This is a genomic window from Weizmannia acidilactici, assembly GCF_008974225.1.
GTDB lineage: Bacteria > Bacillota > Bacilli > Bacillales > Bacillaceae_C > Weizmannia > Weizmannia acidilactici.
Map to the genome: position 1 here is coordinate 1 of NZ_BKZR01000045.1, position 25,227 is coordinate 25,227.

Annotated in this window: 21 protein-coding genes and 1 other annotated feature; of the genes, 7 read left to right on the top strand and 14 right to left on the bottom strand. The window is 55.6% G+C overall.

Annotation, left to right across the window (positions count from 1 at the left end; all coding sequences use genetic code 11):
• The first annotated feature begins 100 nt into the window (after nucleotides 1-100).
• Both GBH70_RS13885 and GBH70_RS13890 read left to right on the top strand, forming a co-directional pair.
• The gene (locus GBH70_RS13885; RefSeq protein WP_151681598.1) at nucleotides 101-1,291 is read left to right on the top strand and encodes an MFS transporter; all 1,191 of its coding nucleotides are present in this window, start codon (nucleotides 101-103) and stop codon (nucleotides 1,289-1,291) included.
• Between the two features lie 4 nt (nucleotides 1,292-1,295).
• Nucleotides 1,296-1,526: a hypothetical protein gene (locus tag GBH70_RS13890; protein ID WP_151681599.1), complete on the top strand. Its 231-nt coding sequence runs from the start codon at nucleotides 1,296-1,298 to the stop codon at nucleotides 1,524-1,526.
• Here the strand turns inward: GBH70_RS13890 and GBH70_RS13895 are convergent.
• The 3 genes from GBH70_RS13895 to selA form a co-directional block, all read right to left on the bottom strand.
• On the bottom strand, nucleotides 1,523-1,852 hold the full coding sequence (locus GBH70_RS13895) for a CHY zinc finger protein (protein ID WP_151681600.1): 330 nt from the start codon (nucleotides 1,850-1,852) through the stop codon (nucleotides 1,523-1,525). The two genes, GBH70_RS13890 and GBH70_RS13895, sit on opposite strands and share 4 nt — an antisense overlap.
• 319 nt (nucleotides 1,853-2,171) lie before the next feature.
• Complete coding sequence (gene acnA, locus GBH70_RS13900) at nucleotides 2,172-4,910, bottom strand: aconitate hydratase AcnA (RefSeq protein WP_151681601.1); 2,739 nt, start codon at nucleotides 4,908-4,910, stop codon at nucleotides 2,172-2,174.
• Nucleotides 4,911-5,139: 229 nt separating this feature from the next.
• A complete protein-coding gene (gene selA, locus GBH70_RS13905; protein WP_151681602.1) occupies nucleotides 5,140-6,534 on the bottom strand; it encodes an L-seryl-tRNA(Sec) selenium transferase in 1,395 nt (464 codons plus the stop codon).
• 180 nt (nucleotides 6,535-6,714) lie between these two features.
• Between selA and selD the strand changes: the two genes are divergently transcribed.
• Complete coding sequence (gene selD, locus GBH70_RS13910) at nucleotides 6,715-7,761, top strand: selenide, water dikinase SelD (RefSeq protein ID WP_151681603.1); 1,047 nt, start codon at nucleotides 6,715-6,717, stop codon at nucleotides 7,759-7,761.
• 417 nt (nucleotides 7,762-8,178) lie between these two features.
• Nucleotides 8,179-8,715: a GNAT family N-acetyltransferase gene (locus tag GBH70_RS13915; RefSeq protein WP_151681614.1), complete on the top strand. Its 537-nt coding sequence runs from the start codon at nucleotides 8,179-8,181 to the stop codon at nucleotides 8,713-8,715.
• Nucleotides 8,716-8,800: 85 nt separating this feature from the next.
• On the opposite strand, the gene selB is transcribed toward GBH70_RS13915, so the two are convergent.
• The 6 genes from selB to GBH70_RS13945 form a co-directional block, all read right to left on the bottom strand.
• Nucleotides 8,801-10,708, bottom strand: a complete 1,908-nt coding sequence (gene selB, locus GBH70_RS13920) for a selenocysteine-specific translation elongation factor (protein WP_172968316.1) — start codon at nucleotides 10,706-10,708, stop codon at nucleotides 8,801-8,803.
• Between the two features lie 335 nt (nucleotides 10,709-11,043).
• A complete protein-coding gene (locus tag GBH70_RS13925; RefSeq protein ID WP_151681615.1) occupies nucleotides 11,044-11,379 on the bottom strand; it encodes a DUF3147 family protein in 336 nt (111 codons plus the stop codon).
• Nucleotides 11,380-11,399: 20 nt separating this feature from the next.
• On the bottom strand, nucleotides 11,400-11,762 hold the full coding sequence (locus GBH70_RS13930) for a DUF3147 family protein (protein WP_172967555.1): 363 nt from the start codon (nucleotides 11,760-11,762) through the stop codon (nucleotides 11,400-11,402).
• 354 nt (nucleotides 11,763-12,116) lie between these two features.
• On the bottom strand, nucleotides 12,117-13,241 hold the full coding sequence (locus GBH70_RS13935; protein WP_151681605.1) for a YyaL domain-containing protein: 1,125 nt from the start codon (nucleotides 13,239-13,241) through the stop codon (nucleotides 12,117-12,119).
• Nucleotides 13,222-14,439, bottom strand: coding sequence for a glycosyltransferase family 4 protein (locus tag GBH70_RS13940; RefSeq protein WP_151681606.1), 1,218 nt, complete (start codon nucleotides 14,437-14,439; stop codon nucleotides 13,222-13,224). Before GBH70_RS13940 ends, GBH70_RS13935 begins: the two co-directional genes overlap by 20 nt.
• A complete protein-coding gene (locus GBH70_RS13945; RefSeq protein WP_151681607.1) occupies nucleotides 14,436-15,479 on the bottom strand; it encodes a nucleotidyltransferase family protein in 1,044 nt (347 codons plus the stop codon). The genes GBH70_RS13940 and GBH70_RS13945 overlap by 4 nt, the downstream gene beginning before the upstream one ends.
• 378 nt (nucleotides 15,480-15,857) lie before the next feature.
• Here GBH70_RS13945 and GBH70_RS13950 point away from each other — a divergent pair, with 378 nt between their 5' ends.
• Nucleotides 15,858-17,093 (top strand): Gfo/Idh/MocA family protein, encoded by a 1,236-nt coding sequence (locus tag GBH70_RS13950; protein WP_151681617.1) that lies wholly within the window; start codon nucleotides 15,858-15,860, stop codon nucleotides 17,091-17,093.
• 430 nt (nucleotides 17,094-17,523) lie between these two features.
• Here GBH70_RS13950 and GBH70_RS13955 read toward each other — a convergent pair whose 3' ends face one another.
• The 4 genes from GBH70_RS13955 to GBH70_RS13970 all read right to left on the bottom strand — a co-directional run bounded on the left by GBH70_RS13955 (nucleotide 17,524) and on the right by GBH70_RS13970 (nucleotide 20,841).
• Nucleotides 17,524-18,138, bottom strand: a complete 615-nt coding sequence (locus tag GBH70_RS13955) for a response regulator transcription factor (protein WP_259370064.1) — start codon at nucleotides 18,136-18,138, stop codon at nucleotides 17,524-17,526.
• Complete coding sequence (locus GBH70_RS13960; protein ID WP_151681608.1) at nucleotides 18,135-19,244, bottom strand: sensor histidine kinase; 1,110 nt, start codon at nucleotides 19,242-19,244, stop codon at nucleotides 18,135-18,137. Before GBH70_RS13960 ends, GBH70_RS13955 begins: the two co-directional genes overlap by 4 nt.
• Nucleotides 19,241-20,077 carry an ABC transporter permease gene (locus GBH70_RS13965; RefSeq protein ID WP_151681609.1) on the bottom strand — a complete coding sequence of 279 codons (837 nt, stop codon included), beginning with the start codon at nucleotides 20,075-20,077 and terminating at the stop codon, nucleotides 19,241-19,243. The genes GBH70_RS13960 and GBH70_RS13965 overlap by 4 nt, the downstream gene beginning before the upstream one ends.
• 119 nt (nucleotides 20,078-20,196) lie before the next feature.
• A complete protein-coding gene (locus tag GBH70_RS13970; RefSeq protein WP_151681610.1) occupies nucleotides 20,197-20,841 on the bottom strand; it encodes an ABC transporter ATP-binding protein in 645 nt (214 codons plus the stop codon).
• Between the two features lie 444 nt (nucleotides 20,842-21,285).
• On the opposite strand from GBH70_RS13970, the gene GBH70_RS13975 reads away from it, so the two are divergent.
• Nucleotides 21,286-22,650: an ISLre2 family transposase gene (locus GBH70_RS13975; RefSeq protein ID WP_151681611.1), complete on the top strand. Its 1,365-nt coding sequence runs from the start codon at nucleotides 21,286-21,288 to the stop codon at nucleotides 22,648-22,650.
• Between the two features lie 195 nt (nucleotides 22,651-22,845).
• Nucleotides 22,846-23,054 (top strand) — a binding site (T-box leader).
• Nucleotides 23,055-23,281: 227 nt separating this feature from the next.
• Nucleotides 23,282-24,283 carry a tryptophan--tRNA ligase gene (locus tag GBH70_RS13980; RefSeq protein ID WP_151681612.1) on the top strand — a complete coding sequence of 334 codons (1,002 nt, stop codon included), beginning with the start codon at nucleotides 23,282-23,284 and terminating at the stop codon, nucleotides 24,281-24,283.
• A 249-nt stretch (nucleotides 24,284-24,532) separates the two neighbouring features.
• On the opposite strand, the gene GBH70_RS13985 is transcribed toward GBH70_RS13980, so the two are convergent.
• Nucleotides 24,533-25,012, bottom strand: coding sequence for a flavin reductase family protein (locus GBH70_RS13985; protein ID WP_151681613.1), 480 nt, complete (start codon nucleotides 25,010-25,012; stop codon nucleotides 24,533-24,535).
• Nucleotides 25,013-25,227: the final 215 nt, after the last annotated feature.

Here is a 25,227-nt window from a genome sequence, read left to right on the forward strand (position 1 = left end):
TGTGCAGACGTGCTCAAGAGCAAGGGTTTTGAATGAACGGCATCCGAGCGTTATGATGAAAACGTCCATTATCTTAATTTTATAACAGAAGGTGACCCCATTGGATTACATCGAAAGCGGCACGCGCGCGTTTCGCCACGCGAGTCTCGCCTTATTCGCCGGCGGGTTCGTCACTTTTTCAAATCTTTATACCGTCCAGCCGCTCATGCCGATCTTCACAAAGACTTATCATATATCCCCCGCGGTCGCGAGCCTGTCCCTTTCCGTTTCAACGGCGACGCTCGCCGTTTTTATGTTGTTTTCGGCCGTGTTGAGCGATGCGATCGGTCGCAAACGCATCATGTCGATCTCCATGTTTGCGGCCAGCCTCATCGCGATCGCCACGGCGTTTGCCCCATCCTTCCGCGCATTGATCGCCATGCGCCTGTTTCTCGGCGTCGCGTTGGCCGGGGTACCGGCGATCGCCATGGCCTACATCGGCGAAGAATTTCATAAACGCAGCCTCGGCCGCGCGATGGGGCTGTACATCAGCGGCAATTCGATCGGCGGTCTGTTCGGGCGATTGGCGACGGGAGCGCTCACCGATTGGTTCAATTGGCGCATCGCCCTCATCGCTTTGGGGGCATTAAGTCTTTTATTTAGCCTCTATTTTTATTACGCCTTGCCGAGGCCAAACCATTTCCGCCCGAAACCGACTTCCTTTAAAGAGACGGGGCGCAAATTCATCGGCCATTTAAAACATCCGGGCCTCGTATCCCTGTTTCTCTGTGCGTTTTTGCTGATGGGCGGCTTTGTCACGATGTTCAATTACATAGGTTTTTTGCTGACGAACCCGCCATACCGCGTCAGCCAAACGCTCATCGGTTTGATCTTTCTCGTCTATTTGACGGGAACGTTCAGTTCGACTTGGATGGGGAAATCGGCCGACATCATTGGTGCGGCACCGGCCATTAAGCGATCGCTCGCCATCATGTTCTCGGGAACCGTCATCACGTTGTTTTCGCCAGTGATCGTCAAAATCATCGGCCTGGCCGTTTTCACCTTCGGCTTTTTCGGCGCCCACGCCGTCGCGAGCGGCTGGGTCGGGGAGCGCGCACGGGCGAACAAAGCCCAGGCTTCTTCCCTTTATCTCTTGTTCTATTATGCGGGCTCAAGCCTCGTCGGCGCCTTCGGCGGATTTTTCTGGAGCGGTTTCGGCTGGATCGGCGTCACCGCCCTCATCGCATCGTTGATCCTTTCGGCGTTCATCTTGACGTATGCGTCTCAACGCTTAGCGGAGCGGGAAGTTTGAGCGCATGGAGCCTTCGAGACGGAATGGCCGCGTTTCAAAGCGAGCGCTCCGACGGCTCATGATCGGAAGAAACAAAACGCGCGGTGACAAAACAAGCATGACGCCGATCTTTAAACCGAACAGCCGGGCCAAGCCGGCCGTAGCGCCAGCATTACCCCGCCGGCGCCATCAAAGGCGTTCCACAGACCCTGGGGAAGAAGGGCACTCCCCTGCCCTTCCGCAGGGCGGCCGTTAACGCTCAAAATACAGCGCGTAATGGTCGGCACATCCCGGATTAAAATGCGCCCCGCAATGCGGGCAGACGGACCGGCAGGCCAAATATTCATGAATCGATAATTCCGTTGCGCAATTCCCGCAAAGAATCGCTTTTTCCTCAAACTCTTCCTTTTTCCAGACTTCGATCGGATGGTCCGCCAGCGCCTCGTGGCATTGGTAGCAAGGGTAGTAAGTGTTGCAGCAACGAAACTTGATGGCGATGATATCCTTTTCCGTATGATAGTGGCGGCACCGGGTCTGAGCATCGACATCGACGCCGCGAACGGTGATCCCGTTAATGTGCATGGCAACCTCCTCCTTCACGTCGCTCCACGTTGCACGCTTGAAACCTTCAATGAATCGAATGCCCGCCTCGCGCACCTAGGATGGGGGTTTCATCCAAACGCCGGGCGGCGCAGTGAAAGCTCGGCCGCCATCCGGATTGCTGCCGGCAGCCATCCAAACGGCTCCGAAGCCGATTTCCGAACTTACTATTATGTAAAATTAAACACTGGCCCATGAAACCATCCGCATGAACGCTAAAGCGGCGAGGCCATGTTCTCTGCGGCGCAAGTGGATAAGCAAACACCCGGCGAGTTCATCCGCCGGGTGTTTCATCATCGGATTACTGTTTGCTTTCTTGGAACTTGCGGCGCAAGACCATTTGCAGGATGCCGCCGTTCCGGTAATAGTCGATTTCGACTTCGCTGTCGAAACGGGCGATGACTTCAAACGTTTTCACGTTGCCGTCTTCATCCGTCGCGGTGACTTTGACGAGCTGTTTCGGCTTAATGTCGTCAGCGATATCGATGTTGAACGTTTCCTTGCCGGTCAATCCGAGCGTGTCGGCATTTTCCCCTTCTTTAAATTGAAGCGGGAGCACGCCCATGCAGACGAGATTGGAGCGGTGGATGCGTTCGAAGCTCTCCGCGATGACGGCTTTGATGCCGAGCAAGTTCGTGCCTTTGGCCGCCCAGTCGCGGGAAGACCCCATGCCGTAATCGACGCCGGCGATGACGACGAGACCGGTGCCGTCCTCTTTATATTTCATCGCCGCATCGTAAATCGGCAGGATTTCGCCCGTCGGCCAGTACGGCGCATAACCGCCTTCGGTACCCGGTGCCAATTGGTTGCGGATCCGGATGTTGGCGAACGTGCCGCGCATCATCACTTCGTGGTTGCCGCGGCGGGAACCGTAGGAGTTGAAATCGCGCGGTTCGACGCCGTGTTCAATGAGGTATTTACCCGCCGGGCTGTTTTTCGCAATCGCGCCGGCCGGCGAAATGTGGTCGGTCGTGACGGAATCGCCCAGCTTGGCGATGACGCGCAAGCCTTTAAGCGGTTGGATCGGATCCGGTTCGGGCTTCAAGTTTTCGAAGAACGGCGGGTTTTGAATGTAAGTCGAATGTTCATCCCATTCGTAAAGCTCGCCCGTGCTCGTTTCCAAGCTGTTCCAACGTTCGTTTTCATCAAAGACGCGCGCATATTCTTTCTTGAACATTTCCGGGCTGACGGATTGAGCCATGACTTCTTCGATTTCTTCGGACGTCGGCCAAATGTCTTTAAAGTAGACATCGTTGCCGTCTTTGTCTTTGCCGAAGGAATCGTTGAGCAAGTCGAAGTCGACCGTCCCCGCCAGCGCATAAGCGACGACCAGCGGCGGCGACGCCAAGTAGTTCGCGCGCACGAGCGGATGGATGCGCCCTTCGAAGTTGCGGTTGCCGGACAGCACGGAAGCGACCGTCATGTCGTTTTTCGTGATCGCTTCTTCGACTTCCGGAAGGAGCGGACCGGAGTTCCCGATACACGTCGTGCAGCCGTAACCGACGAGGTTGAACCCGAGTTGTTCAAGATACGGGAGCAGGCCGGAATCTCTTAAATAGTCCGTCACAACTTTGGAACCCGGCGCCAAGCTCGTTTTGACGTAACGCGGGACTTTCAACCCTTTTTCCACGGCTTTTTTCGCAACGAGGCCCGCGCCGATCATCACGCTCGGGTTGGACGTGTTCGTACAGCTCGTGATCGCCGCGATGACGATGGCACCGGTTTTCAATTCTTCTTCGGCTCCATCTTTGTAATGAACGGTCGACGTTTTATGGATTTCGTCTGCGCCGAGGCCGAATCCATGCACGCCGGCTTCCCGGGTCAACGCCTCGCGGAATTCTTTTTTCATATCGGAAAGATAGATCAAGTCTTGCGGGCGTTTCGGGCCGGATAACGCCGGTTGCACGGTGCTCAGATCGAGTTCGAGCACTTTAGTAAAGCGGGGTTCCGGTTTGTCCGGCGTGTAGAACAATCCGTTGGCTTTGCAATAGGTTTCAACGAGTTTGACGTGTTCTTCGCTGCGGCCCGTCAGGCGCAAATATCTGAGCGTTTCTTCGTCGACTGGGAAGAAGGTCGTCGTCGCCCCGTTTTCCGGCGACATATTGGAAATCGTCGCGCGGTCAGCCAGCGACATTTTCGACATGCCCGGGCCGAAGAATTCGACGAATTTGCCGACGACTTTTTCTTCGCGGAGCATTTGCGTCACTCGGAGCGCCAAGTCGGTCGCCGTCGTTCCGCTCGGAAGCTCTCCGATCAGCCGGACGCCGATGACTTCGGGAACCGGGAAATAAGACGGTTGGCCGAGCATGCCGGCTTCCGCTTCAATGCCGCCGACGCCCCAACCGAGCACGCCGAGGCCGTTGATCATCGTCGTATGGGAGTCCGTACCGACCAGCGTATCGGGATAAGCGATGTATTCGCCGTCTTCTTCAACGCCGTGGACGACGGACGCCAAATATTCGAGGTTGACTTGGTGAACGATACCCGTGGCCGGCGGAACGGCGCGGTAGTTTTCAAACGCGGACTGCGCCCATTTCAAAAATTTATAGCGCTCAATGTTGCGTTCGAATTCGCGTTCCATATTGTATTTCAACGCATCGTTGGTCGCGTAGCGGTCGACTTGGACCGAGTGGTCGACGACGAGGTCTACCGGTTTTTCCGGGTTGATTTTCCGCGGGTCGCCGCTCATGTCCGCCATCGCTTTGCGCAAGGACGCCAAGTCGACGATCGCCGGCACGCCGGTGAAGTCTTGAAGAATGATGCGAGACGGATTAAACGGCACATCGACGTCCGGATCCAGCTCGTCCGTTCCCCATTTTGCAAGATTTTCAACGTGTTCCTTTTTAATCACTTTTCCGTCATATTGGCGCAAAACAGATTCGAGCAAGACCTTAATCGTATAAGGCAGCCGATCGATGTCACCAAACTTCTTCAGAGCGTCGAGCTTGTAATAGTGGTACGTCTTGCCGTTCACTTCAAACGTATCGAGCGCGTTGTACACATCGTACTTCGCTCTTTCCTTTAAAAAAGAAGTCGGCATCCATTGTCACTCCTTTGGTGCATCTCTGTGCATAGGGTTACATGTACATCATAATCCAAGCTTTGACATAAGTAAATGACGAAGCTTTTATTAAGTATTATAAGTAATACTTATAACAAAAAATAAAATAGGCGGACGGGAGAAGCGAAGCCCGGCCCTTCCCTAATTATTCATACAAAACGAGCCGATTAAACATCTTTTTCAGCGGCACCAAGGAATGCCGGCGCGATTAAACAAGCGACTGAAAGGCTTCGACCACGAGTTCCACTTCTTCCGCCGTGATGGTCCGGCAGTCCAAAATCAATGCATCCCGTTCAATTCTCCCGATTACGGCAGGATCCGTTTTCCTTAACCGCCTGGCCAATTGTGTGGCGGACAGTTCAGCGTGACCGACCGCCACGCCCCAGCTGGACAATTCGACATCGGGCATCGTTCCGCCGCCGACGCGAGCGGTCGTCTCGACGGGACGAACATCGAGACCGTCAACCGCATTGAGCTGTTTAGCAAGCTTTTCCGCTCGCGGCCGGATCGTTTCGGCCGCAGCCGTAATGTCGCGCACGGTCGGAATCAGATCGGCCGTCGCTTTCGCGAACAAGTATTGCTGCAAGGTCGCCGTTAAGGCGGCGAGCGTCATTTTATCGACGCGCAGCGCACGGGCCAGCTGATGCTGGCGCAAGCGGTCGATCAGCGCTTTTCTTCCGAGGATAATGCCGGCTTGAGGGCCGCCGAACAATTTATCGCCGCTCGCGGAAACGATGTCGACCCCTTCTTTTAAAATATCAGTAATGACCGGCTCATCGCCAATGGCAGCCGCCTTAAAATCGTAAAACGCGCCGCTGCCAAGGTCTTCATAAAAGATAAGCCCGTGCTCCCCGCTGATCTCGGCAAGTTTCATGCGGGGAACGTCCGAAGTAAATCCGTGCATGGAAAAATTGCTGCGATGGACCTTAAGAATCATCGCGGTGTCGGGGCCGATGGCCCGAAGGTAATCGGCTTCGTGGGTTTTGTTTGTTGTCCCGACTTCCACCAGCTTTGCGCCGCTTTCTTCCATGATGGAAGACACGCGAAAGGAGCCGCCGATCTCGACGAGCTCCCCGCGGGAAACGATCACTTCTCGGCCGTAACTTAAGGCTTTCAAAACAAGAAACACCGCGGCCGCATTGTTATTGACGACGAATGCGGCTTCGGCGCCCGTCAATAAGGTGAGCAGCTCTTCCACGCGCTTATACCTCGAACCGCGCTCACCGGTTTCCAAATCGAATTCCAAATCGCTATAGTTTTCCGCAACGGCTTCCACCGCCTCCACGGCGTGCCGGCTGAGGCGGGCGCGCCCCAAATTGGTATGTAAGACCACCCCGGTGCCATTGATGACCGTCTTATACGGCGGGTTGAGCAAGCGGCGAACGCGGTCGTTGAATCGCTCCATGATGTGCGTAAAGAGGCGATCCTCGGCCGCGTCCCATGCGTTTTCCCTTAAATCGCGCCGCGCTTCCGACACGATGCGTTTCGCGATTTCCGTCAAATAACGTTCGTCGATCCCGTAGACCGACAGCCATCGTTGAAAATCAGGGCTGTCTTGTATTTTTTTAATGGATGGCAAGAGTCTCAACGGGTTGGTCGTCATGTTTTCACGCCTTTCGCTCTTCCGTCAAAGAGGGGGCATGGTGGCTTCCGGCAAGCCTTTCACCCCGGTGCGATCCGATCCTATTAATTGGATGATCGCCGTTTGGTCGTGTATTATATTTTAGAACAAACCTCTTTTGTTCGCAAAAGAGGCTACAGCTGCGGAAAAGAGGTGACGGCCATGACGGACATCAAGCGTTTGACGCACATGTCCTCCAAAGCCGGGTGAGGCTGCAAGCTCAGTCCTCAGGACTTGGCGCAAGTTTTGCGTCACTTACCGAAACAAAAAGAAAATCCGAACGTGCTTGTCGGAACCGATACGTCCGACGACGGCGGCGTGTTTAAGTTGACGGATGATCTCGCCTTGATCCAAACGGTGGATTACTTTACCCCGATCGTCGATGATCCCTACATGTTTGGACAGATCGCCGCGGCAAACGCCCTGAGCGATATTTACGCGATGGGCGGCGAACCGAAGACGGTGTTGAACATCGTCGGTTACCCGATGTCGGTGCTGGGTCCGGAAATGCTCGCCGAAATCTTGAGAGGCGCCGGCGAAAAAGTCGACGAAGCGGGCGCCGTCACGATCGGCGGCCATTCCATCGACGACAAAGAGCCGAAGTTCGGGCTGGCCGTGACCGGAACGGTCCATCCCGACCATATTTATAAAAATGTCGGCGCCAAACCGGGCGATGTGCTCGTCCTCACTAAGCCGATCGGGGTCGGCATCCAAACGACGGCCATCAAACGCGATCGGTTGTCCGAGGACAAGATCGAAAAAGTGACCCGGGTGATGGCCGCGCTTAACAAAACGGCGGCCGAATGCCTCAAACGGCATTCCCCTTCAGCGGTCACCGACGTAACGGGATTCGGTTTGCTCGGCCACGCCTATGAAATGGCGTCCGGCAGCGGCGTCACGTTCCGAATCAGCAAGGACGCCGTGCCCATACTGTCGGGAACGGAGGCGCTGGCCAAGGATGGCGTCGTGCCCGGCGGCTCGAAAAACAACTTGAAATGGTTGGAAGACAAAGTCGCTTTCCCCAATGACATGCCGGAATACGAACGCCTGATACTCGCCGACGCGGTCACTTCGGGAGGACTGCTCGTCAGCCTATCCAAACCGGAAGCCTCCGCTTATGTCGCGGCGCTCCACGAGCGGGGCATCACAGATGCGACGATCATCGGCGAGGTTCTGGAAAAAGGCGAACGCCCCATCCTCGTTCGTTGATGGCAAGCCGGCCTCGCCACTTCCCAATGACCTGAACGCACGAAATGGCGCGGCAGACGGATACCCGTTTGCCGCGCCATTGCCATTTTTTAGGAGGGACTCTTCACTTATGGCCGCAGAATTGATAGGATGGTAAAAGAAACCTCGCTTCGCAAAGATCGGTTTTTTGTGTCCATATAAGGAGGCCTCGATTTCCATGTTCGACTTTTTGGCCAATTTATTTAGTTCCATCGCAACGGCGCTCATCGGCCGCATCCGCAAGGAATGATGTGGTTTCCACAACACGGAGCTGCGCAGAAATGCAGTCATCCAAAAGATGCCGAAAAAACGGCGGACGGCTCGATGAAGGATCGGCTGGAAAAGCTGGCCGATCCTTTGACCATGCCATTTTTCATTCGCGATCCCGGAGGGCGTCCAATGCTCATTTTTGAAAATGAAAAGTTAAAGGTCAGGCCGTTGGAAATCGACGACAAGCCGCTGCTCGTCCAATGGCTGACCGATCCAACGGTCTTGGCTTATTATGAAGGCCGGGACCGGCCTCATGACATGGAAACAGTCCATGCCCATTTTTATGATCGCAAGGACGAAGTGACCCGCTGCATCGTTGAATACGATGGCCAAGCCGTCGGCTATATTCAATTCTACCCGCTGGACGCCTCGGCCAAAGCCGACTATGGATATGCCCAAGACGACGTCATATATGGTACCGACCCATTCATCGGGGAGCCGACGTTATGGAATCGCGGCATCGGCTCGCTTCTCGTTCGCTCGATGACGGCGTATTTGATTCATAAAAAAGGCGCCAACCGGGTCGTTATGGACCCGCAAACGTGGAACGTGCGAGCCATCCGCTGTTATGAACGCTGTGGTTTCCAAAAGATCAAGCGGCTTCCCAAACATGAATGGCATGAAGGCGAACTCAGGGATTGTTGGTTGATGGAATACCGGCCTTAATCCTCCCGCAAAAGAAATCTCCAGGCTCAATCCGATTCAAGTGAGAACGGGGTACGCCTGCCCCGCTTCCTTCCGATCCCTTCCATCATTCACGACACCATGCTTTTACAGACTCCATCCATACCCGGACGCTATCCTCACGCTTCGTCACGCCAAGCCGGTCACAAAGCTCCAAAAACGGGATGGCAAATTTCCGCGTCAAGCCAAGGATGGTTTTGGCTTCGGCGATCGTAAATCGATCCCCCGTCGCCGCTTTCAGGCGTTCGATCCCTTGTCGGACTGCACGGACCGCGATCAAGCGATCCTCGGAAAGGCGCAACGCTTTGCCTTGTTCCAACAAGTAATGATAGAAATCGGAAGCGACGGTTTCCGCTAGCCCTGCTTCTTTGACCAAATCCGCCCACGCGGCGGGCATGAGTCCTTGCGCGGTCAGTTTTTTTTCAAGCGCCAGCAGCGGCTCGCGCCATGCGGCGGGAGCGTGTGGGGAAAAGGAAGTCAAGTGCACGAGATGCCCTTGGAGCGCGATCGTGCCTTCTCTCTTCAAACGCCGTTCCGCTTCTTCCACCAAGGCCTCCGGCACGTCATGAAGTTCCCGCCAATCCGCGAGCGACATCCCCGATCGCAGAGGAAACCGCTCATGAAAGGCGGTGAGCCGATCCACGAGGCGCGCTTGCACCCGTTCCAAAGCGAAGCGCGAGGCATAGAGGCCGGCGCCCGCTTCAACGACCTCTCCCTGGGCGATCAAACGCTTCAGGACGGAGTCTCTAGACGCTTCATCCAGCCCGGTCATTCTCAAGATCGCTTGGCCATCCATGATTTGGTTTTCCTTCAGAGCCGCTTTGATCCAGTCCTCGGGCTCCCCTTCGGCCAGCTTTTTAAGTTCCCGAACCGTCTCCGCCCGGTGGCGGTGCTTTTCAGCGACCGGGTTGATCACTTCCCCGCCGCCGAGCGTCTCGGCGGGAGACGGCCGGCGCACGATAAACCGATCCCCTTTTTTCGCCACGACCGGACGGGATAGTTCAATTTGCCCATACACCGCTTCCCCCGGCTCCCATCGGTTGCGGTCGTAAAAGATGAGCCGGCCGGGAATCGCGGCCGCGGCCAAATGGAACATGATTTCCGCCCGCTGTTTTAACGGCTTGGACATCTCTTCGAGGGCTTGCAAGCGGACGTCGAGGTGCAGCGACGGCTCATAGGCACCGTCCGCGGCAAGGACGTCGCCGCGCTTGACCTCGTCGCGATCCACCGCCGCCAGATTCACGGCCACTCGCCCGCCCGCCCCGGCTTCCGACACTTGGACATGATGCGCTTGCAGCGCTTTGATTCGGACCGGGCGATTTTCCGGCAACAACACATAGGCGCCGTCTTTTCGAATCGTCCCATTAAAGATGGTGCCGCGGACGACCGTCCCGTGTCCGGGTACGGTAAAAACGTCGTCAATCGGCAGGCGCAGCGGTTCTTTTTTGGAAATGCCCTTATATGTCCGCGCAAACGAGACGAGGGCGCTGCGGAGTTCGTCAATCCCTGCACCGCTCAGGCTGTCCACTTCATAAATCGGCGAACCTTCATACTCCGTGCCCATCAAAACCGCTTGCACGGCGCTGCGCACGTTCGCCAGGCGGATGCGGTCGACCAAGGCGGTTTTCGTCAGCGCGACGACCATTTTGGGCACGCCGAGCAAGCGGCAAATCGACAAATGTTCTTTCGTCTGCGGCATGATTCCTTCATCCGCGGCAACGGTCAAGACGACGAGCTGAATGCCGGCGACGCCGGCGATCATCCGCCGGATGAAGCGTTCATGGCCGGGCACGTCGATGACGGCGACGCGCCGCCCTTCCCCGACGTCCAAAAAAGCATAACCGTTTTCTATGGAGATTTGCCGCCTTTTCTCTTCGATGAGTCGATCGGTTTCGATGCCGGTCAGCGCCTTGGTCAACGCCGTTTTGCCGTGATCAATATGTCCGGCGATTCCAATGGCGATCGCGTGATCCAATCCCACCGCCTCCTTTTCATATCCCCCGTCCAGTTCCATCGGCCGTTCGCATAGCAGATGGAGGGAAACCGACGGCGAATCCCGCGTTCGATTCAACCGTTTGGCTTTTTCTCTTTTTTATGAACGGCCTCTTGCGCGCAGACGGATGCTCATCGGGATGAGCATCGTGCATGCGGTGTTATTTACATTGTATTACGGTCCCGTTCGCCCCGCCAAGCACGGAAAACATGGGGATGTTCAAAAAGAAAGTCCGATCGAGCCGGTGTCGCCGCCAAACGGATCCCTAGCATGAACGCCCTCGCCTTAACGCGTCCGTCGCACCCGGCGTTTTCGTGTTATCTGTGGGCGAGAACGAGCGAACTCGTCAACCACATCAGCAGCCCTAAGATCACGCTTATCCCCCAGTTTTGAGTGGTTTTAAGAGTAAATAACAACGTCATGACACATATGAGACCGCCAATCATCCCATAAACCGAGCCCCGGGCGTTTTTGGCCGCTTCTTTCGACCCTTTCTTCCATCCGACCATCATGACGGCGACGACCATCACGGCCGGAAAGGTCGCGAAAATCCCGCCGATTGCTTTCCACGGCAATCGTTGCGCCGTGACATAGCTCAAGACGACGGCCGAGCCGCCGAGTATAAAACGAAGGAGTAAATCACGTATCACCATTTCAATCACCTGATCCACAATCAAAAATATCCCGATAAAACGGCATAAACCAAGGAGACGAAAAACCAGCCGGCCAAAGCTTGGGTCAACCCGCGCTTCCAACCTTGCTTCGTCGAAAAGTAAACGACGGCCATGGCACAAAAAATGTCGATCAGCATCCCGATCACGGCCCCTTGGGAGAGCTCAACCGATTTTTTCACCAATGCCTCGCCCGTTGCATCGAGCCTAAGCGCCAAAAGCGCCGCCAAAAAGACAGCGGGGAAGGCCGCAAAAACTCCTCCCCATTTTGAATCCAATGTTTTCGAAACGAGATGACAGGCGACCACGGCGCCCCCGCCTAGCAAAAAACGAAGGATGATTCCACTGATTGATAAAGTCGCCAAGACAGCTGCCTCCTTTCTCTGGCTGTTCTCAAGTTAACATAATGTTTAGAAGGGCAAAAAAATGGCCGGGATAACGATTTTACATGTCTATGGTAGTACGCGATGACCGCGACGCTTGTGAACTTTTATTTAATTCTTCGGCTGTTGCGCTTACACTTCCAAAAATGTGGCAAAAACTTGACGGGAATTCCGTTTGAAAATTGCGATGGCACGGCGCACACATAAGAGAAAATCGAGGCCTAAAAAAGAGAAAAGGCGCTTTCGCCCCCGACGGTGTTGTCCGTGAGGGTTTGCGCCTCGACAATTCATTTTACCCGACGCTTTTCGCTTCGGGTATGGAATCCATTTAACCGTTTAAACATGGGAAACGACTGCGCGAGCGAAGCGATTTGCGACGTCTTCCTCGAAGCCCAACGATCGGGCAATGGCCTCCGTCAACAGGTAGGAAATCGTCGATTCGGCGCCCCGATTCGGATTCGGTCCGTCCGGGTTCAGGCCGTCACAGCAGCTCCCATCGCTCGGATCCGCTAGGGGCGTGCCGAGGTCATTGTCGCCGTAAAACCAATTTCGGCAGCGGCGAACGACTTCGCGATAGACCTCGTCTCCCGTGGCGCGATAAGCCTCGCGCGCAGCCAAAGCCAACTTCATGACATCGATGGGTTGTTGGTCCCAGTCGGCCCGGTGTTCGGCGTCGCACCAGCCGCGATTGCCGACTGGGCGAATGACGCCGTCGCGCCCGCTCATCTTGGTCAAAAGGAAATCGAAGCTCTCTTTGGCGACTTGCAACGTTTCCCGTTTTCCATGGTACCGATAAGCCACAAACAGCGCCCATGGCAAGAGCCCGTTGGCGTACGTGATTTGCGGCTCAAACCAACGCCAGTCCTCCGTCCTGTGCGCGCGATAAGCGGCGAGCAAACGCTGCTCAAACGCGTTCGCCAGTTCGGTGAGATCATCTTCCGTGACACCGGAAGGCAAGGCCGAATCCCCGCTTCGCTCGTTTAAAAGCAAACCGCAAGTCGCGAGCCCCCAGGCTTGGCCGCGCAAAAACCGGAGCTCACGGCCGGCCGTAAGCGATCGCCTTAGAATCTCGGCGGCCACGCGCTTCCGGGCCATATCGCCGAGCTGGACGTAAGCGACCGCCGTGGCCCAAAGTGAGCGGCCCAAGCAGTCATCCGATCGCGTTTCCGATTCCGGGGTGCGGTCAAAATAAAAGTTGTTCTGAAACCAACCGTCCTCCCTTTGCGCCCAGAGCAAGAAGGCTAAATACCGGTCCAGCAGCCGGAATAATCGCCGGCGTTCGTCAAGCGCATCGTCTCCCAACAGATCGAGCCACTCCAGGCACAGACAGATGGCTCGCGCGTTGTCGTCGGTCGAATACCCTTCGCGGCGGCGCGGAATGCGCCCTAAACTGTGCTCAAGCAACCCCGTGTCGTCAGTCATGCGTTCCAAATGATCGAACTTAACGACTGACGGAGACAACGGGCTTCACCTCACCTTCCCATCGTTCTGCCGCTTTTTCATGGCCGTCCGTTTCGCCGCTGAGCCGTTCAAACAGCTGGAGGTATTGCCCGCCGACGCGTGGCCAGTAGGTGTTCGCGCCGATCTCTCTGATTTTCTCCTCCCAATGCCGCATCGTCGCGTCATCGGACAATAAGCGGCGGAGTTGCTGCTCCCAAGCGGGGATATCGTTGTACGGCAGCAGTAGTTCCTCGCACCCGCGCAGCAGATCGCGGGCATGTTCATAGGGCGTCGAGAGGACCGGACGGCCGACGCCGACCGCGTAGGCCAACGTGCCACTCGTGATTTGCTGCATGCCGGGATACGGCGTGATGTAAAGGTCGCACGCCGTCAAGTAAGCGACCAGTTCTTCCTCGCTGACATAGCGATCGACCATCCGCACATTCGCCTCCAGCCCGAGGCGGCGAATCATGTCCTGCAATTCCTCGCGATACGCTTCCCCTTCGCGCTTTTTCACTTCGGGGTGCGTTTGGCCGGCGATGACATACAACGTCTCCGGCACTTCACGGACGACACCCGGCAAAGCGCGGATCACCGATTCAATGCCTTTGCCGCGGTTGAGCAATCCAAAGGTGAACAGGACTTTGCGCCCTTCAAATCCGAGCTCGCTCCGGAGTTGATCGCGCTCCTCGTCGCGCGGTTCCGGAGCGCCGTGCGGAATGTAGATGATTTTTTGTTCCGGCAAGTTAAACGCATGGGTTAAGTACGGGATCGCCCGGCGATTCATGACGACGATCGCGTTACTTGCGTCGGCGATTTCTTGTTGAATCCGCCGATAAGGCGGCTGCGGATCGGCAAAGATGGTGTGGAACGTCGTGACGAGCGGTTTTTTTAAGGCGTGAATGAAATCCAATATGTATTCACCCGCTTCGCCGCCGAAAATGCCGAATTCGTGCTGCAAAACCACGACCGACACATCGCTGCGGTTGACCCGTTCCGCCATCTGTTTATACGCCGAGCGGTCTTCAGCCGCCAGCGGCCAGAACTTCGGATCGTTCCGATAGGCCCCATCTCCGTCGTTTTCGTTATAGAGCACGATCACCGGGTCGTCGTCGCGCCGGCTGCCGGCTACGCACACGCTGCTTCGAAGATGCTCGGTGAACGTGGCGATGCCGCAGCGGCGCGGGGGATACGTGCTGACATAGGCAATCCGCTTCATGCTTGCATCACCTCTCCGGGATCGTTGATGATCGAATTTTTGAACACCTCGCCGGCAGGCGCCACGGTCCGGTACCCGAAAATGCTGTTGCTGAGACGGCTGCCGTCGCGTACGACCGAACGATCCCACAAGATGGAATTTGAACAATGGACGCGGGCGCCGATGCGGCAATTGTCGCCGATCACGGCATAAGGACCGATCACCGCTTGGTCGCCGATCTTGACTTTGTTGCCGATCAAAACCGGCGGCACGAACAGCACCCCTTTACCGAATTCGACGTCTTCCCCTGCCCATACACCGGGCTGAACCTGACGTCCTTGCATGGGAAGGGGAAACCGTCGGTCGAGCACATCCCAATGAACTTGGCGGTAACGGCTCGGCGTTCCCATATCGCGCCAGTAGCCGCGGCTGATCATGCCATAGACGCCGGCACTTTCTTGAATCAAACGCGGGAACGTTTCGCGTTCAATGGAAACTTCGCGCTGCGCCGGAATATATCGGAAGACGTCCGGCTCGAGGATGTACAAGCCGGCATTGATCCGGTTGGACGGCGCTTCTTCAGGACGGGGCTTCTCAACAAACCGAAGGATCCGTCCGGTATCGTCTTGTTCGACGACCCCGTACGAAGTCGGATCATCCACTTCCGTCAAGGCAATGGTGGCGATGCCGCCGTGCTGGCGGTGAAATTCGAGCAGCGGGATCAGCTCCGGCAGATGGACGATGTCGGCGTTGAACACCAGGAAGCAGTCATCAAAGAAGCGTTCCGCGTTTTTGATGGCTCCGGCCGTCCCCATGGGGAACGGTTCAACCGCGTACTCAATCTTCACTCCCCAGCGGCGGCCGTCGCCGAAATGGCGACGAATCACATCCGAGCAGTGGCGCGCCGCCATGACAAAGTGGTCGACGCCTTGTTCACGCAAATGGGTGATGAGATGTTCCAACCAAGGGCGATTCGCGATGGGCGCCATCGGCTTCGGTAAATTTTCGGTTAAAGGACGAAGTCGAGTGCCCAAACCTCCGGCTAAAAGCAATGCTTTCATTTTGCCATCCCTCCATTAGATTCGAGATTCGTGCCGTACGAAGACCGAAACAGATGTATGAATGAGAAAATAAAAGACGTGAGGCTTGTGAAAACCTTTTATTAGCACTCAACAGTTCTGGATGCTAATAGTATACATAATATTCCCATGGAATGGCAAGTCAAACGCTTTGACACCCGGTATTTCCCCTTACCGTCGTTGGCGCTGGGCGTCGCCGCGGTCCTGCTGATCCCTTGTCTGGCTTCAACTCGGCCGCCTAACCGTCCTTGGCGGGAACGGCTCTCAAACTGGGATTACGGCGGTCCGTGTCTGCTTGACCATTCATGTTGTCGACATAATGTGGTATATTATGCAGAATGGAGGGAGGTGAAGACGCCGATGCCTACTCCGCATCCGCCCTATCGCGTCGGCATTGCCGGCGCGGGCGCTTTTGCGACATTCCTAGCCGGCGCGCTCGCCCCGTTGCCTGAATTTGAATTGGCAGCCGTCGCCGGCCGCACGGACGAAAAACGCCAAAGCGTAATAAGCGCCTATCGCCTTCACCGCTCCGAGGCCGGACGCCCGCGCGAGTTTCGGGAAGCTTCCCAGCTTATCGAGGATCCGGATATCGACGTGGTGATCTTGACCACACCGCCCCGCCTTCATGCGCCGCTCGGCGAACTGGCGCTCAAGCGGGGCAAACACCTGCTTGTGGAGAAACCGGGCGCACTGAATGCAACCGCTTTAGAAAATCTTGCCCGGCTCGCGAAGAAACAGCGGCGCGCATTCGCCGTCAACCTGGTTTTGCGGTACAACCCTCTGGTGGAAGCGGCTGAAAAGATCATCCGCCACCGCCTGCTGGGCCGGGTATACCACGCCAGTCTGCGCAACAGCGCACACCGCGTCGCATCCGGCCATTGGTTCTGGGACCGTGAACGGAGCGGGGGGCTCTTCATCGAACACGGCGTTCACTTCTTTGAAGTCGGCCGCCATTGGTTCGGCGACGCCGTAGAAGCCCAAGGCTTCGCCTTAACGGAAGCCAACGGAGAATCGTCGCGCATGTGGGCGAGCGTGCTTCACCGCGATCGGACAGGGCGGGATGATTTACAAGAAGGACAAAACACGAGGCAAAAGACAGGGGCTCCGTCTCCTCATGAGTACATCCCGGTCCACTACTACCACGGTTTCGTCATGGACTCGGACGCACCCGAGTCGACGCAATGGGATGTCTACTGTGCGCAAGGCCGAATCGTGCTCGACGGTTGGATTCCCCAACGGCTGTATATCGAAGGTACGCTGACGGCGGGACAGGCGGACTGGATCGACGCTCTGCTCGACGCCGTGCCCACCCAACCGTCAGCAGAGGCCGTCGAAAAAGTCCGGGCAGCAGCGGCGTCAATATCGGCATCCGGCCATTCAAAACACTTGTCAGCCGGCCGCCGGCCCTATCGGCGGACATTGGAACTCACGGATCGGCAGAGTTGGTATGAGGCGATGGCGCAGGCCCGCTTTCTGGAGGTGTGCCGGATGATCCAAGACTCTGATTGGAGCGGACTGGTGACGCCCGCCGATGCCGTGGCGGATTTGGCCTTAGCCGAGGCCTGTACGGCTTCGACGGGGCGGTGTGAAGAATAAAAGCCGCGCGGCGCGGGAGACTGTTTGCGAACAGACGGGACGGCTTGTGCGGAGAAGCCTGATCGAATCGTGCCACACGGGCCGTTTTGAGCAAAATCACGTAAAAAACCGCCAACCGATTAGGGGTTGGCGGTTTTTGCGTTTGAAACGGAGGAACGAACGAAACCATTTTTACGCAAAGAAAAAGAAAAGATCCTTTCCCGCATGCGACGCTTCCATGTCGATGATAGGAACGACATGCCGGCCGTCGCGGCGGCTTGCGTGTCCACGAGGCGCTGCCGAACGAGGCTGTTTTAAAAGCGTAAATTATCGCCGACGCCTTTCATTCCCGTCTCAAGAAATCTTTTCAAGACGATGCGTTATAAAGCGGCCAAAGCTCTTAAAACATGACGGCGTTGCAGTTGATACTTTGAAAGAACGGAAACGGTTTTTAGGGCAGCCATCCGTTGTTTTTGGCGATCGCGATCGCTTCCACACGGTTTTTCGCACCCAGCTTCTGCAAGATTTCGGACATGTAGTTGCGCACCGTCCCGTTGGAAAGGTACAACGCGCCGGCGATTTCGGCGGACGTCTTCCCGGCCGCGGCCAACTGCAAAATTTGCAACTCCCTTTCCGTCAACGGCGGCTCTGCTTTGATCCACTCAAAGGATAAATCCGGGCTGAACACACGCCGGCCGTTATGGATGAGGCGGATCGCTTCGGCCAGTTCATCGCTCGGCGTATCCTTGAGCAAATAGCCGTGGACGCCCGACTCTAAAGCGGCGCAGAAATAACCGGGGCGGGCGAACGTCGTCACGATGATGACCTTCGTCTCCGCGCCGATTTCTTTTAATCGGCGGGCCACTTCCAGCCCGTTCATGCCCGGCATTTCGATGTCCATCAGGCAAACGTCCGGCTTCTTGTCCTCTATCAACGCCAACGCTTCGGCGCCGTCCGACGCTTCGCCGACCACTTCCAAATCGTCTTCCAAATTGAGGAGCGTGGCGATCGCGCTGCGCAGCATGCCTTGATCTTCCGCGATGACGATGCGAATTCTCTCCCTCACTCTGAACGCCTCCCCGCTTGCGCCGCTGTCACGGGTACCGTAATAACGGCGCGCGTGCCGCGGGATGTCGGTTCATAGACGAGCGCGCCATCCACCATGGCGAGCCGTTCCCGCATCCCGATGATGCCGCTGCCGCCGCTCGATGTTTCTGAAAATCCGATTCCGTCATCCTCGACAATGAGAAAAATGGTTTCAGGCTCGTGATGGATCATGATGGAACAAGTCTTCGCGCGGCTGTGTTTCACGATGTTATGGACGAGCTCGCGCAAAATATAGCTTAATATGCTTTCTTTTAAAGGGGACCACCGGGGCAGGCCCGTCCGCTCATAGCGGCAGACAATGCCCGCCACATCTAAGATCTCCCGCGCCGAGCGGATTTCGTCGTCCCACGACGTCGTTTTCATCGAGCTGACAATGTGGCGGACATCTTTTAGCGCCGCGCGCGCCGTTTGATGAACGTCGGCAATTTCCCGCTTTGCCCGTTCCGGATCGCGATCGATCAGTTTACCGGCCAGTTCGCTTTTTAACGCCATCATGGACAGCAACTGGCCGAGCGTGTCATGCAAATCGCGGGCGATGCGCTGGCGTTCTTCCTGTTTGACCAGCGCTTGAATCTTTTTGTTCGCCGCCTCCAGTTCATTCGCCACTCTTATGTATTGAGATAGCGAGCGCACAACCACGGGCATCAAAAGCAACATCAGAATGGTCGGAACGCTGCTCAAGAAAAAATTCACATCGTGCGGAATGCGGCCGAAGCTGTAAAGAACGGCAACCGCGAAAAACACCGTCGCATAAACATAGTAACTGGTCCTCGGACGCGGGTCGTTTCCTGAGAGCGATACCGGATAGATGAACAAGGAAAAATATTCGGCTCCATATAGCCAAGTGAACGCCGCGATGATGACGCATTGAAGGAAGAGATAGCGAAAGCGAATCGCCCAATCCTGGTAGCTCTTTCGGTAGAAATAGACAAAAAGAATCAAGGCGGCGTAACCATATACCGCTTCGGAAAACGGTCGGCCGATCAAATCGCACACCGGAAAAAACAAATAGACGAGCCAGATGAGCGGGTTTAATTCCGCGCGAAGCCGCTGCCACACGCTCATCCCTCTTTCTTTCTTGCAAGGCTATAAATCGATAATACGACAAAAATGAGAAAATAGACAACAAGGAGTCCGATATCCATGGCGGACGGCGCTTCACCGGACAGCAGCCGCCAGGCTCCGTCCCCGTAGCGAAAGGAGGGGAGCCATACGCCGATCGCCTGCAAGGCTTTGGGTAAATAGGGGAGCGGCGTCCATAACCCGCCCGCCAAGGCGAGCCCGAGATACAAAACGTTGGTTAAAGCGTTCGACAATTGTGCGTTGGCCGCCGTTCCGATAAAAAGGCCGAGCGCCATAAAGGTCAAACCGCCTGACCAAAGCCATACAAAGCAACCGATCCATGCCTCGACCGGCAGGCGGACGCCGTTGACGACTGCGCCGGCGAGAAAAATGAACAAAAGGATAAAGGCGTTAAGCACCATTTGCGCGAATATCTTGGACAGCAGGTGCCCGCCTCTCGGCAGCGGCGTGATCCATAACCGGCGTGCCCATCCGCTTTCCTTTTCCTGGGCGAAACGAAGGCTCAACCCGCTGAGCGACTGGGCCAGGATGCTGAATGAGGCCATCGACATGAGAAAAAACGCCGCCCAACGGACGCCGCCGTACCGATTCGGAACCGCCACGACATCCGTATAGATAAAATAAAACAACAACGGCCAAAACAAGGACGGCCATATAAAATATTGATTTCGAAACGTTTTCAACAGCTCGATGCGGCATAAATACAGCGTCGCGCGCACCATTCTTCCCCTCCTTTGCTTCCTGGGTTTCTCGCAGCCAGGCTTGAGCCGCACAAATTCCTCGATGGCGGCGGTATTCCCCGTCGACCGCTTCATCCCGTCCCATGGCTCCTTCCCATCTTCGTTTACTTTGTTTCGATCCCGCGCAAGGTCCGGTCATTCCAATCCGCGGCCGTCCAAGTCGGTGGGTGTCCCGCCCGTTCCAAACGGGCCTATCAGGCGCTTGGCTCCCCGACGGCAACGAGCCGCCCGGCGTTCAATACGATCAGGCGCGTCGCCCACCGCGCCGCTTCTTCAGCTGAATGGGCGGTGAAAAGGACGGTTCTTCCGCTTCGTCCTAGACGGCAAACGATCTCCCAAAAACGCGTTTTTGCGGCATCATCCATCCCGTTCGTCGGCTCATCCAAAATCAAAATGTCGGGATCGCCGGCCATCGCCAACGCAAACTCAAGCCGGCGCTTCTGACCGCCGGAAAGCCGACGGGCGTATTGATCGGCGACATCGCTCAAACCGGCCATTTCAATGAGCGCATCCGCCGTTAACGGCTTTCGGTAAAAGGCGCGCCATAGGTCGATCATCTCCCGGACTTTGATGTAATCAATGAACGGTGCTTCCTGAAAAACCGCGCCGATTTTGACTCGTGCTTCCGGATGGCCGGGCGGGCGGCCGGCGACCGTCACGTTTCCCCTCGTCGGCCGCCTGATGCCGAGCAAGATCGAGAGGAGCGTCGTTTTGCCCGCGCCGTTCGGTCCAACGAGCGCCGTCACGCCGCCTTTTTCGATTTCAAAGCTGAGATCGTCGAGAATCGTCTTTCCCTTTTCGATCTTTGTCACTTTCTCTAATTTCACGACCGGATACATCGGTCCCCCTCCTTTATCGCCAGCATAAAAAAATAGGCCACACGGCGGCCAGTGGGGGTTGTCATCCGTTCATCATGACAAATGTCACCTCATGGGCGATCTTTGACGCCTTCATCCAGGGGCCTCATCAGCGCGCAGCCAGCGGCTTTATGAGGAGCCCCGAAGCCTGCCTCCGCTCCGGCGCCCTTTCACGGAGCGCCGGACGATGGGCGCTCTTTTCCCGGGTAGGAGTAAAATAATTGTGGGAGCAAGGAAAGGAATAAATGGTAATATTAGTTAAATAAATAGACCTTGATGGCTAGGAGCAGATGATCTTCATCCAGTCCTAGCCACCAAGGCCATCAGGCGATCGTTCAGTAAGAGAAAGCAGGAAAAACAAGAAATGAGGGCCTCTTTTTTGTACAATGAGTTTGTCCAAAAAAACCGTACAAAGGAGGCCCTCACATGAGACATTATAACCCGAAATACCCGACTTTAGAAGAGCTTGAACGCCATGTCTTTCAGGTGTTACAGGAGATGTTTGGCAAGGTTTTGACGATGGTTTTGGAACAGATGGATGCCGAAATCGCCGAAGCGCGGGATAAACGTCGCTTTCGCTTGAAAGATCGGCGCGACGTTCACATCGATACGATGTTCGGTCCGTTGACCATCAAACGCAACTATTATCAAGACCGGGAAAATGGTCGTTATATCGCTTTATTGGATCAGTATCTGGCTTTTGACGGCCGCAAGGGATTCAGCCCGCTTCTTGAACAATGGGCAATGGCCTTGGCCGTGGCCGGTCCGTCTTACCGCCACGCCGTGAAGCAATTGGAGACATTCTTAGGGTATGCCCCCATGAGCCACGAAGCGTTGCGTCAGCATCTCCTCGCATCCGAGGTGTGTGAGCCGAAGTCCAAACAACCCGCGCCTGAGGTGCTTTTTGTCGAGGTGGACGGGTTATTTGTGAAACAGCAAAAAGAAAAGGGCGGCAAGAAGAAAAAGGCGAAAGAACTTAAGATCGCTTTAGTCCATACGGGTTGGGAACAAGACGGCTCCAAACGGCGGAAATTGAAGAATAAACGGCACTATTTCCACACGGGCTCCGAGCCGTTTTGGGAAGGCTTTGAAAGCTTCTTGGAGCAGCACTACGACTATGACGCGACGAAAACGAAGTTGGTCATTAACGGGGATGGAGCCGGTTGGATTTCGGCTTGCCAAGATGACTTCAAGGGCCGGGCGTTTTATCATTTGGATCGGTTCCATGTCGCCCGCGATTTGCATCTAATCATGAAAGATCATCCGCGCTATTCCACGATGAGACGGGCGCTGAACGAGAATGATCCGGAGCGGTTGATCGTGGAGTTGAACAGTGCCGTGGGAACGATGGCTACACCGGAAGGCGAAACAAAGCTGGAGGCGTTCATCGCGTATATCACGAATCATAAAGAAGCGTTACGGGATTATAAAGCGTGGCTCGAAGCGCAAGGGATAGACACGCACAGGCTGTGCACGATGGGGGCTTCGGAAGGCTTGATGAGCCAATTTGCGGCTCGCCTCAAACAGGGGCGCAGTTGGAGTGCAGCCGGTGTAGAGGCGATGACCCAATGGATAATTGCCGACAAGGATCGGTTGGAGGTCAAAACGTGGTTTGGGCAATGGGTGCCGAACCGTGAAACAAACGGTTCGGGTCGTAAGGCTCCAGAGACCAAAACCCGTAAAAGGCTGACCAAGCAAATCGTAAATGATGTACGCGACAACATCCCCTATATGAAACAATCTTCAGGCACGATGATTCACCGCGCTTTGAAAGGGCTGATCGGTTTTTAAAAACTTGGAGAGATCTAAAGCAAGAAGACCAAGAAAATAGAAGAGCGCTTACAAAATGGATTGTACAAAAAAGATGCCCACAAAAGCTTGACTGCATCTTTTCCCGGCAACGCCTTGACTTTTCGCCGAACTTGGCTTAAGATTACTGAGCAAAAGAAGTGCATCGTTGTAGGATGGCGCACAATCGAACATAAGGCATCAGCGATGACGAAGAAGAGTAAGCGAAATCCGGGTATGATAGAGAGCCGGCGGCGGGTGGAAAGCCGGTATATCCGTTTCGCCGAATGGGCTTCCGAGCTCCGACCCGAACGTTCAGTAGGCGTCGGCGGTTCAAACCGTTATGACAACGAGCGCGTTCGCGATGAACGAATGAAGGTGGCACCACGGGTTCCCCCGTCCTTTTTTCAGGGCGGGGGTTCCATTATTTAACGGGGCAAACAATCGGAACCCCCACGCGTTGCCGAATACCCGCTTCCTGCAAAGGAATGCGCTCGACTCTTCCGGGAGGTTCCGATCGTCGAAAGAATTCCTTAAACCGGTTCGCCTCTAAATTGAACCCGCTTCTTCCTTGTTGATCCCGCATAAACCGTGGGGCCGTTCAAAATAGAGGTTTCGAGGAGGTTGATTGCAAATGGAAGGAAAAATTGTATTAACGGGAATTAAGCCGACGGGCGATTTGCACATCGGCAACTATGTCGGCGCAATCCGTCCGGCCATCGAGCTGACCCAAGAGCCCGGCGTCAAGCCCGTCTATTTCATCGCGGATTACCACGCGTTAACGACGATGCGCGATCCGAAAGAACTCCACGACCGCACTTATGAGATCGCGGCCGCTTGGATCGCTTTCGGGCTCGATCCCGATAAAGTCCTGTTTTATCGGCAATCCGACATCCCTGAAATTTTCGAGCTGACGTGGATTTTGTCGTGCCTGGCGAGCAAAGGGCTGTTGAACCGCGCCCACGCCTACAAAGCGAAGGTCGAGGAAAACTTGAAAGCGGGGCGTGATCCCGATACCGGAGTGAACATGGGATTCTTCAACTATCCCGTGCTGATGGCGGCCGATATCCTCTTGTTTAAAACCGACCTCGTCCCCGTTGGAAAAGACCAAATTCAGCACGTGGAAATCGCCCGGGACATCGCGGAAAACTTCAACCGCACCTACGGCGAGACCTTCCGCTTGCCGGAGGCGCTCATCGATGAAGCGACCGCCGTCATCCCCGGTCTGGACGGCCGCAAGATGAGCAAAAGTTACGGTAACGTCATTCCGCTTTTCAGCGACGAAAAGACGTTGAAAAAATTGATCTTCCGCATTAAAACCGATTCCAAGCCGCCGGAAGAACCGAAAGATCCGGAAGAATCGACGTTGTTTCATATTTACAGGGGTTTTGCGGAAAAAGAAGAAGTCGAAGCGCTCGCTCGCCGTTATCGGGAAGGCATCGGTTACGGCGAAGTGAAAAACATGTTGTTTGAACTCTTAAACCGCAAATTGGTGGAACCCCGCCGCATCTATCGCGAATTGATCGACGACAAAGCGAAGCTCGACAAGTGGTTGGCGGAAGGCGCGGAAAAAGCGCGTGAAATCGCCCGTCCGTTCATGAACGACATCCGCAAAAAAATCGGCCGCCTTTTATAAAAAACGGCCTGCCGTGGTACCAGCCCGTTGCAAACCGTTCGGGTCTCCGCGGGAATTAATGAACCGCTGATGGGGGCGGCGATGAAAGCCTTTCTTTTGGATGGCGCTGGCGGCGGGGCCGTGAGGCGGCTCCGCGGCCGGCGGCGACAAACATGTTCATTTGCACGGAGGCAAACCCGCCAAGCGCTTGCCGTACATCAGCCGGTACCGGGACAAACATGTACTTCTTCACGGAGGCAAGCCCGCCTCCTATTTTTTATCTTCCATGTCCTGCAACGCATGATAACGGCCTTGATAAAAGATTAGCGGCCGTCCGGAGCGCGCCCATAAATGCTCGACCTCGCCGAGGAACAAAACGTGGTCCCCCGCTTGACGGGCATCATGAACTTTGCAAGCGATGTATGCCAAAGCGTTTTTGATGACGGGCCACCCCATGAACCCATCGAAGTCGACCGTCTCTTTACTTTGTCGTTGTCCGGCAAAATGCTGGGACAGCGCTTTTTGCTCGCTGGAAAGAATGCTGACAGCAAAGTTGTTGGCCGCCCGCACTTTAGCGAGCATGCTCGCTTTTTCGTCAATGGAGATGAGAATCAGCGGCGGTTTCAATGAGACCGACATCACGGCATTGTCGGTCATGCCGTGGACTTGATCCTTCCACACCGTTGTAATCACCGCGACGCCGGTCACCCATCTTCCCAAAACGTCACGAAACGATTTGTCATCGACCACTTGGTCCCTCCTCACATCACATTGCCCGATTTACGGTGATCGCCGATCGACGGATGCCGTTCGAAACGCACGGATCGGACCGCCGTTTTCCATCCCGGAAGCGTTCATTCGGCGAATGGCGGACGCCAAGCCCATGTCATCTGGGTCAAGGCGGCAAGCCCTTCCGTTTTCCGTTCTCTACAAATATATTCGTCACCCCATCCCCATGCATCCCG

Coding starts and splice junctions, on each gene's coding strand:
- GBH70_RS13945 (WP_151681607.1), bottom strand. CDS start 15,479: ATGAAAGCATTGCTTTTAGCCGGAGGTTTGGGCACTCGACTTCGTCCT.
- GBH70_RS13975 (WP_151681611.1), top strand. CDS start 21,286: ATGAGACATTATAACCCGAAATACCCGACTTTAGAAGAGCTTGAACGC.
- GBH70_RS13970 (WP_151681610.1), bottom strand. CDS start 20,841: ATGTATCCGGTCGTGAAATTAGAGAAAGTGACAAAGATCGAAAAGGGA.
- GBH70_RS13915 (WP_151681614.1), top strand. CDS start 8,179: ATGCTCATTTTTGAAAATGAAAAGTTAAAGGTCAGGCCGTTGGAAATC.
- selA (WP_151681602.1), bottom strand. CDS start 6,534: ATGACGACCAACCCGTTGAGACTCTTGCCATCCATTAAAAAAATACAA.
- GBH70_RS13980 (WP_151681612.1), top strand. CDS start 23,282: ATGGAAGGAAAAATTGTATTAACGGGAATTAAGCCGACGGGCGATTTG.
- GBH70_RS13895 (WP_151681600.1), bottom strand. CDS start 1,852: ATGCACATTAACGGGATCACCGTTCGCGGCGTCGATGTCGATGCTCAG.
- acnA (WP_151681601.1), bottom strand. CDS start 4,910: ATGCCGACTTCTTTTTTAAAGGAAAGAGCGAAGTACGATGTGTACAAC.
- GBH70_RS13960 (WP_151681608.1), bottom strand. CDS start 19,244: ATGAGCGTGTGGCAGCGGCTTCGCGCGGAATTAAACCCGCTCATCTGG.
- GBH70_RS13890 (WP_151681599.1), top strand. CDS start 1,296: ATGGAGCCTTCGAGACGGAATGGCCGCGTTTCAAAGCGAGCGCTCCGA.
- GBH70_RS13965 (WP_151681609.1), bottom strand. CDS start 20,077: ATGAAGCGGTCGACGGGGAATACCGCCGCCATCGAGGAATTTGTGCGG.
- GBH70_RS13925 (WP_151681615.1), bottom strand. CDS start 11,379: ATGGTGATACGTGATTTACTCCTTCGTTTTATACTCGGCGGCTCGGCC.
- GBH70_RS13940 (WP_151681606.1), bottom strand. CDS start 14,439: ATGAAGCGGATTGCCTATGTCAGCACGTATCCCCCGCGCCGCTGCGGC.
- GBH70_RS13950 (WP_151681617.1), top strand. CDS start 15,858: ATGCCTACTCCGCATCCGCCCTATCGCGTCGGCATTGCCGGCGCGGGC.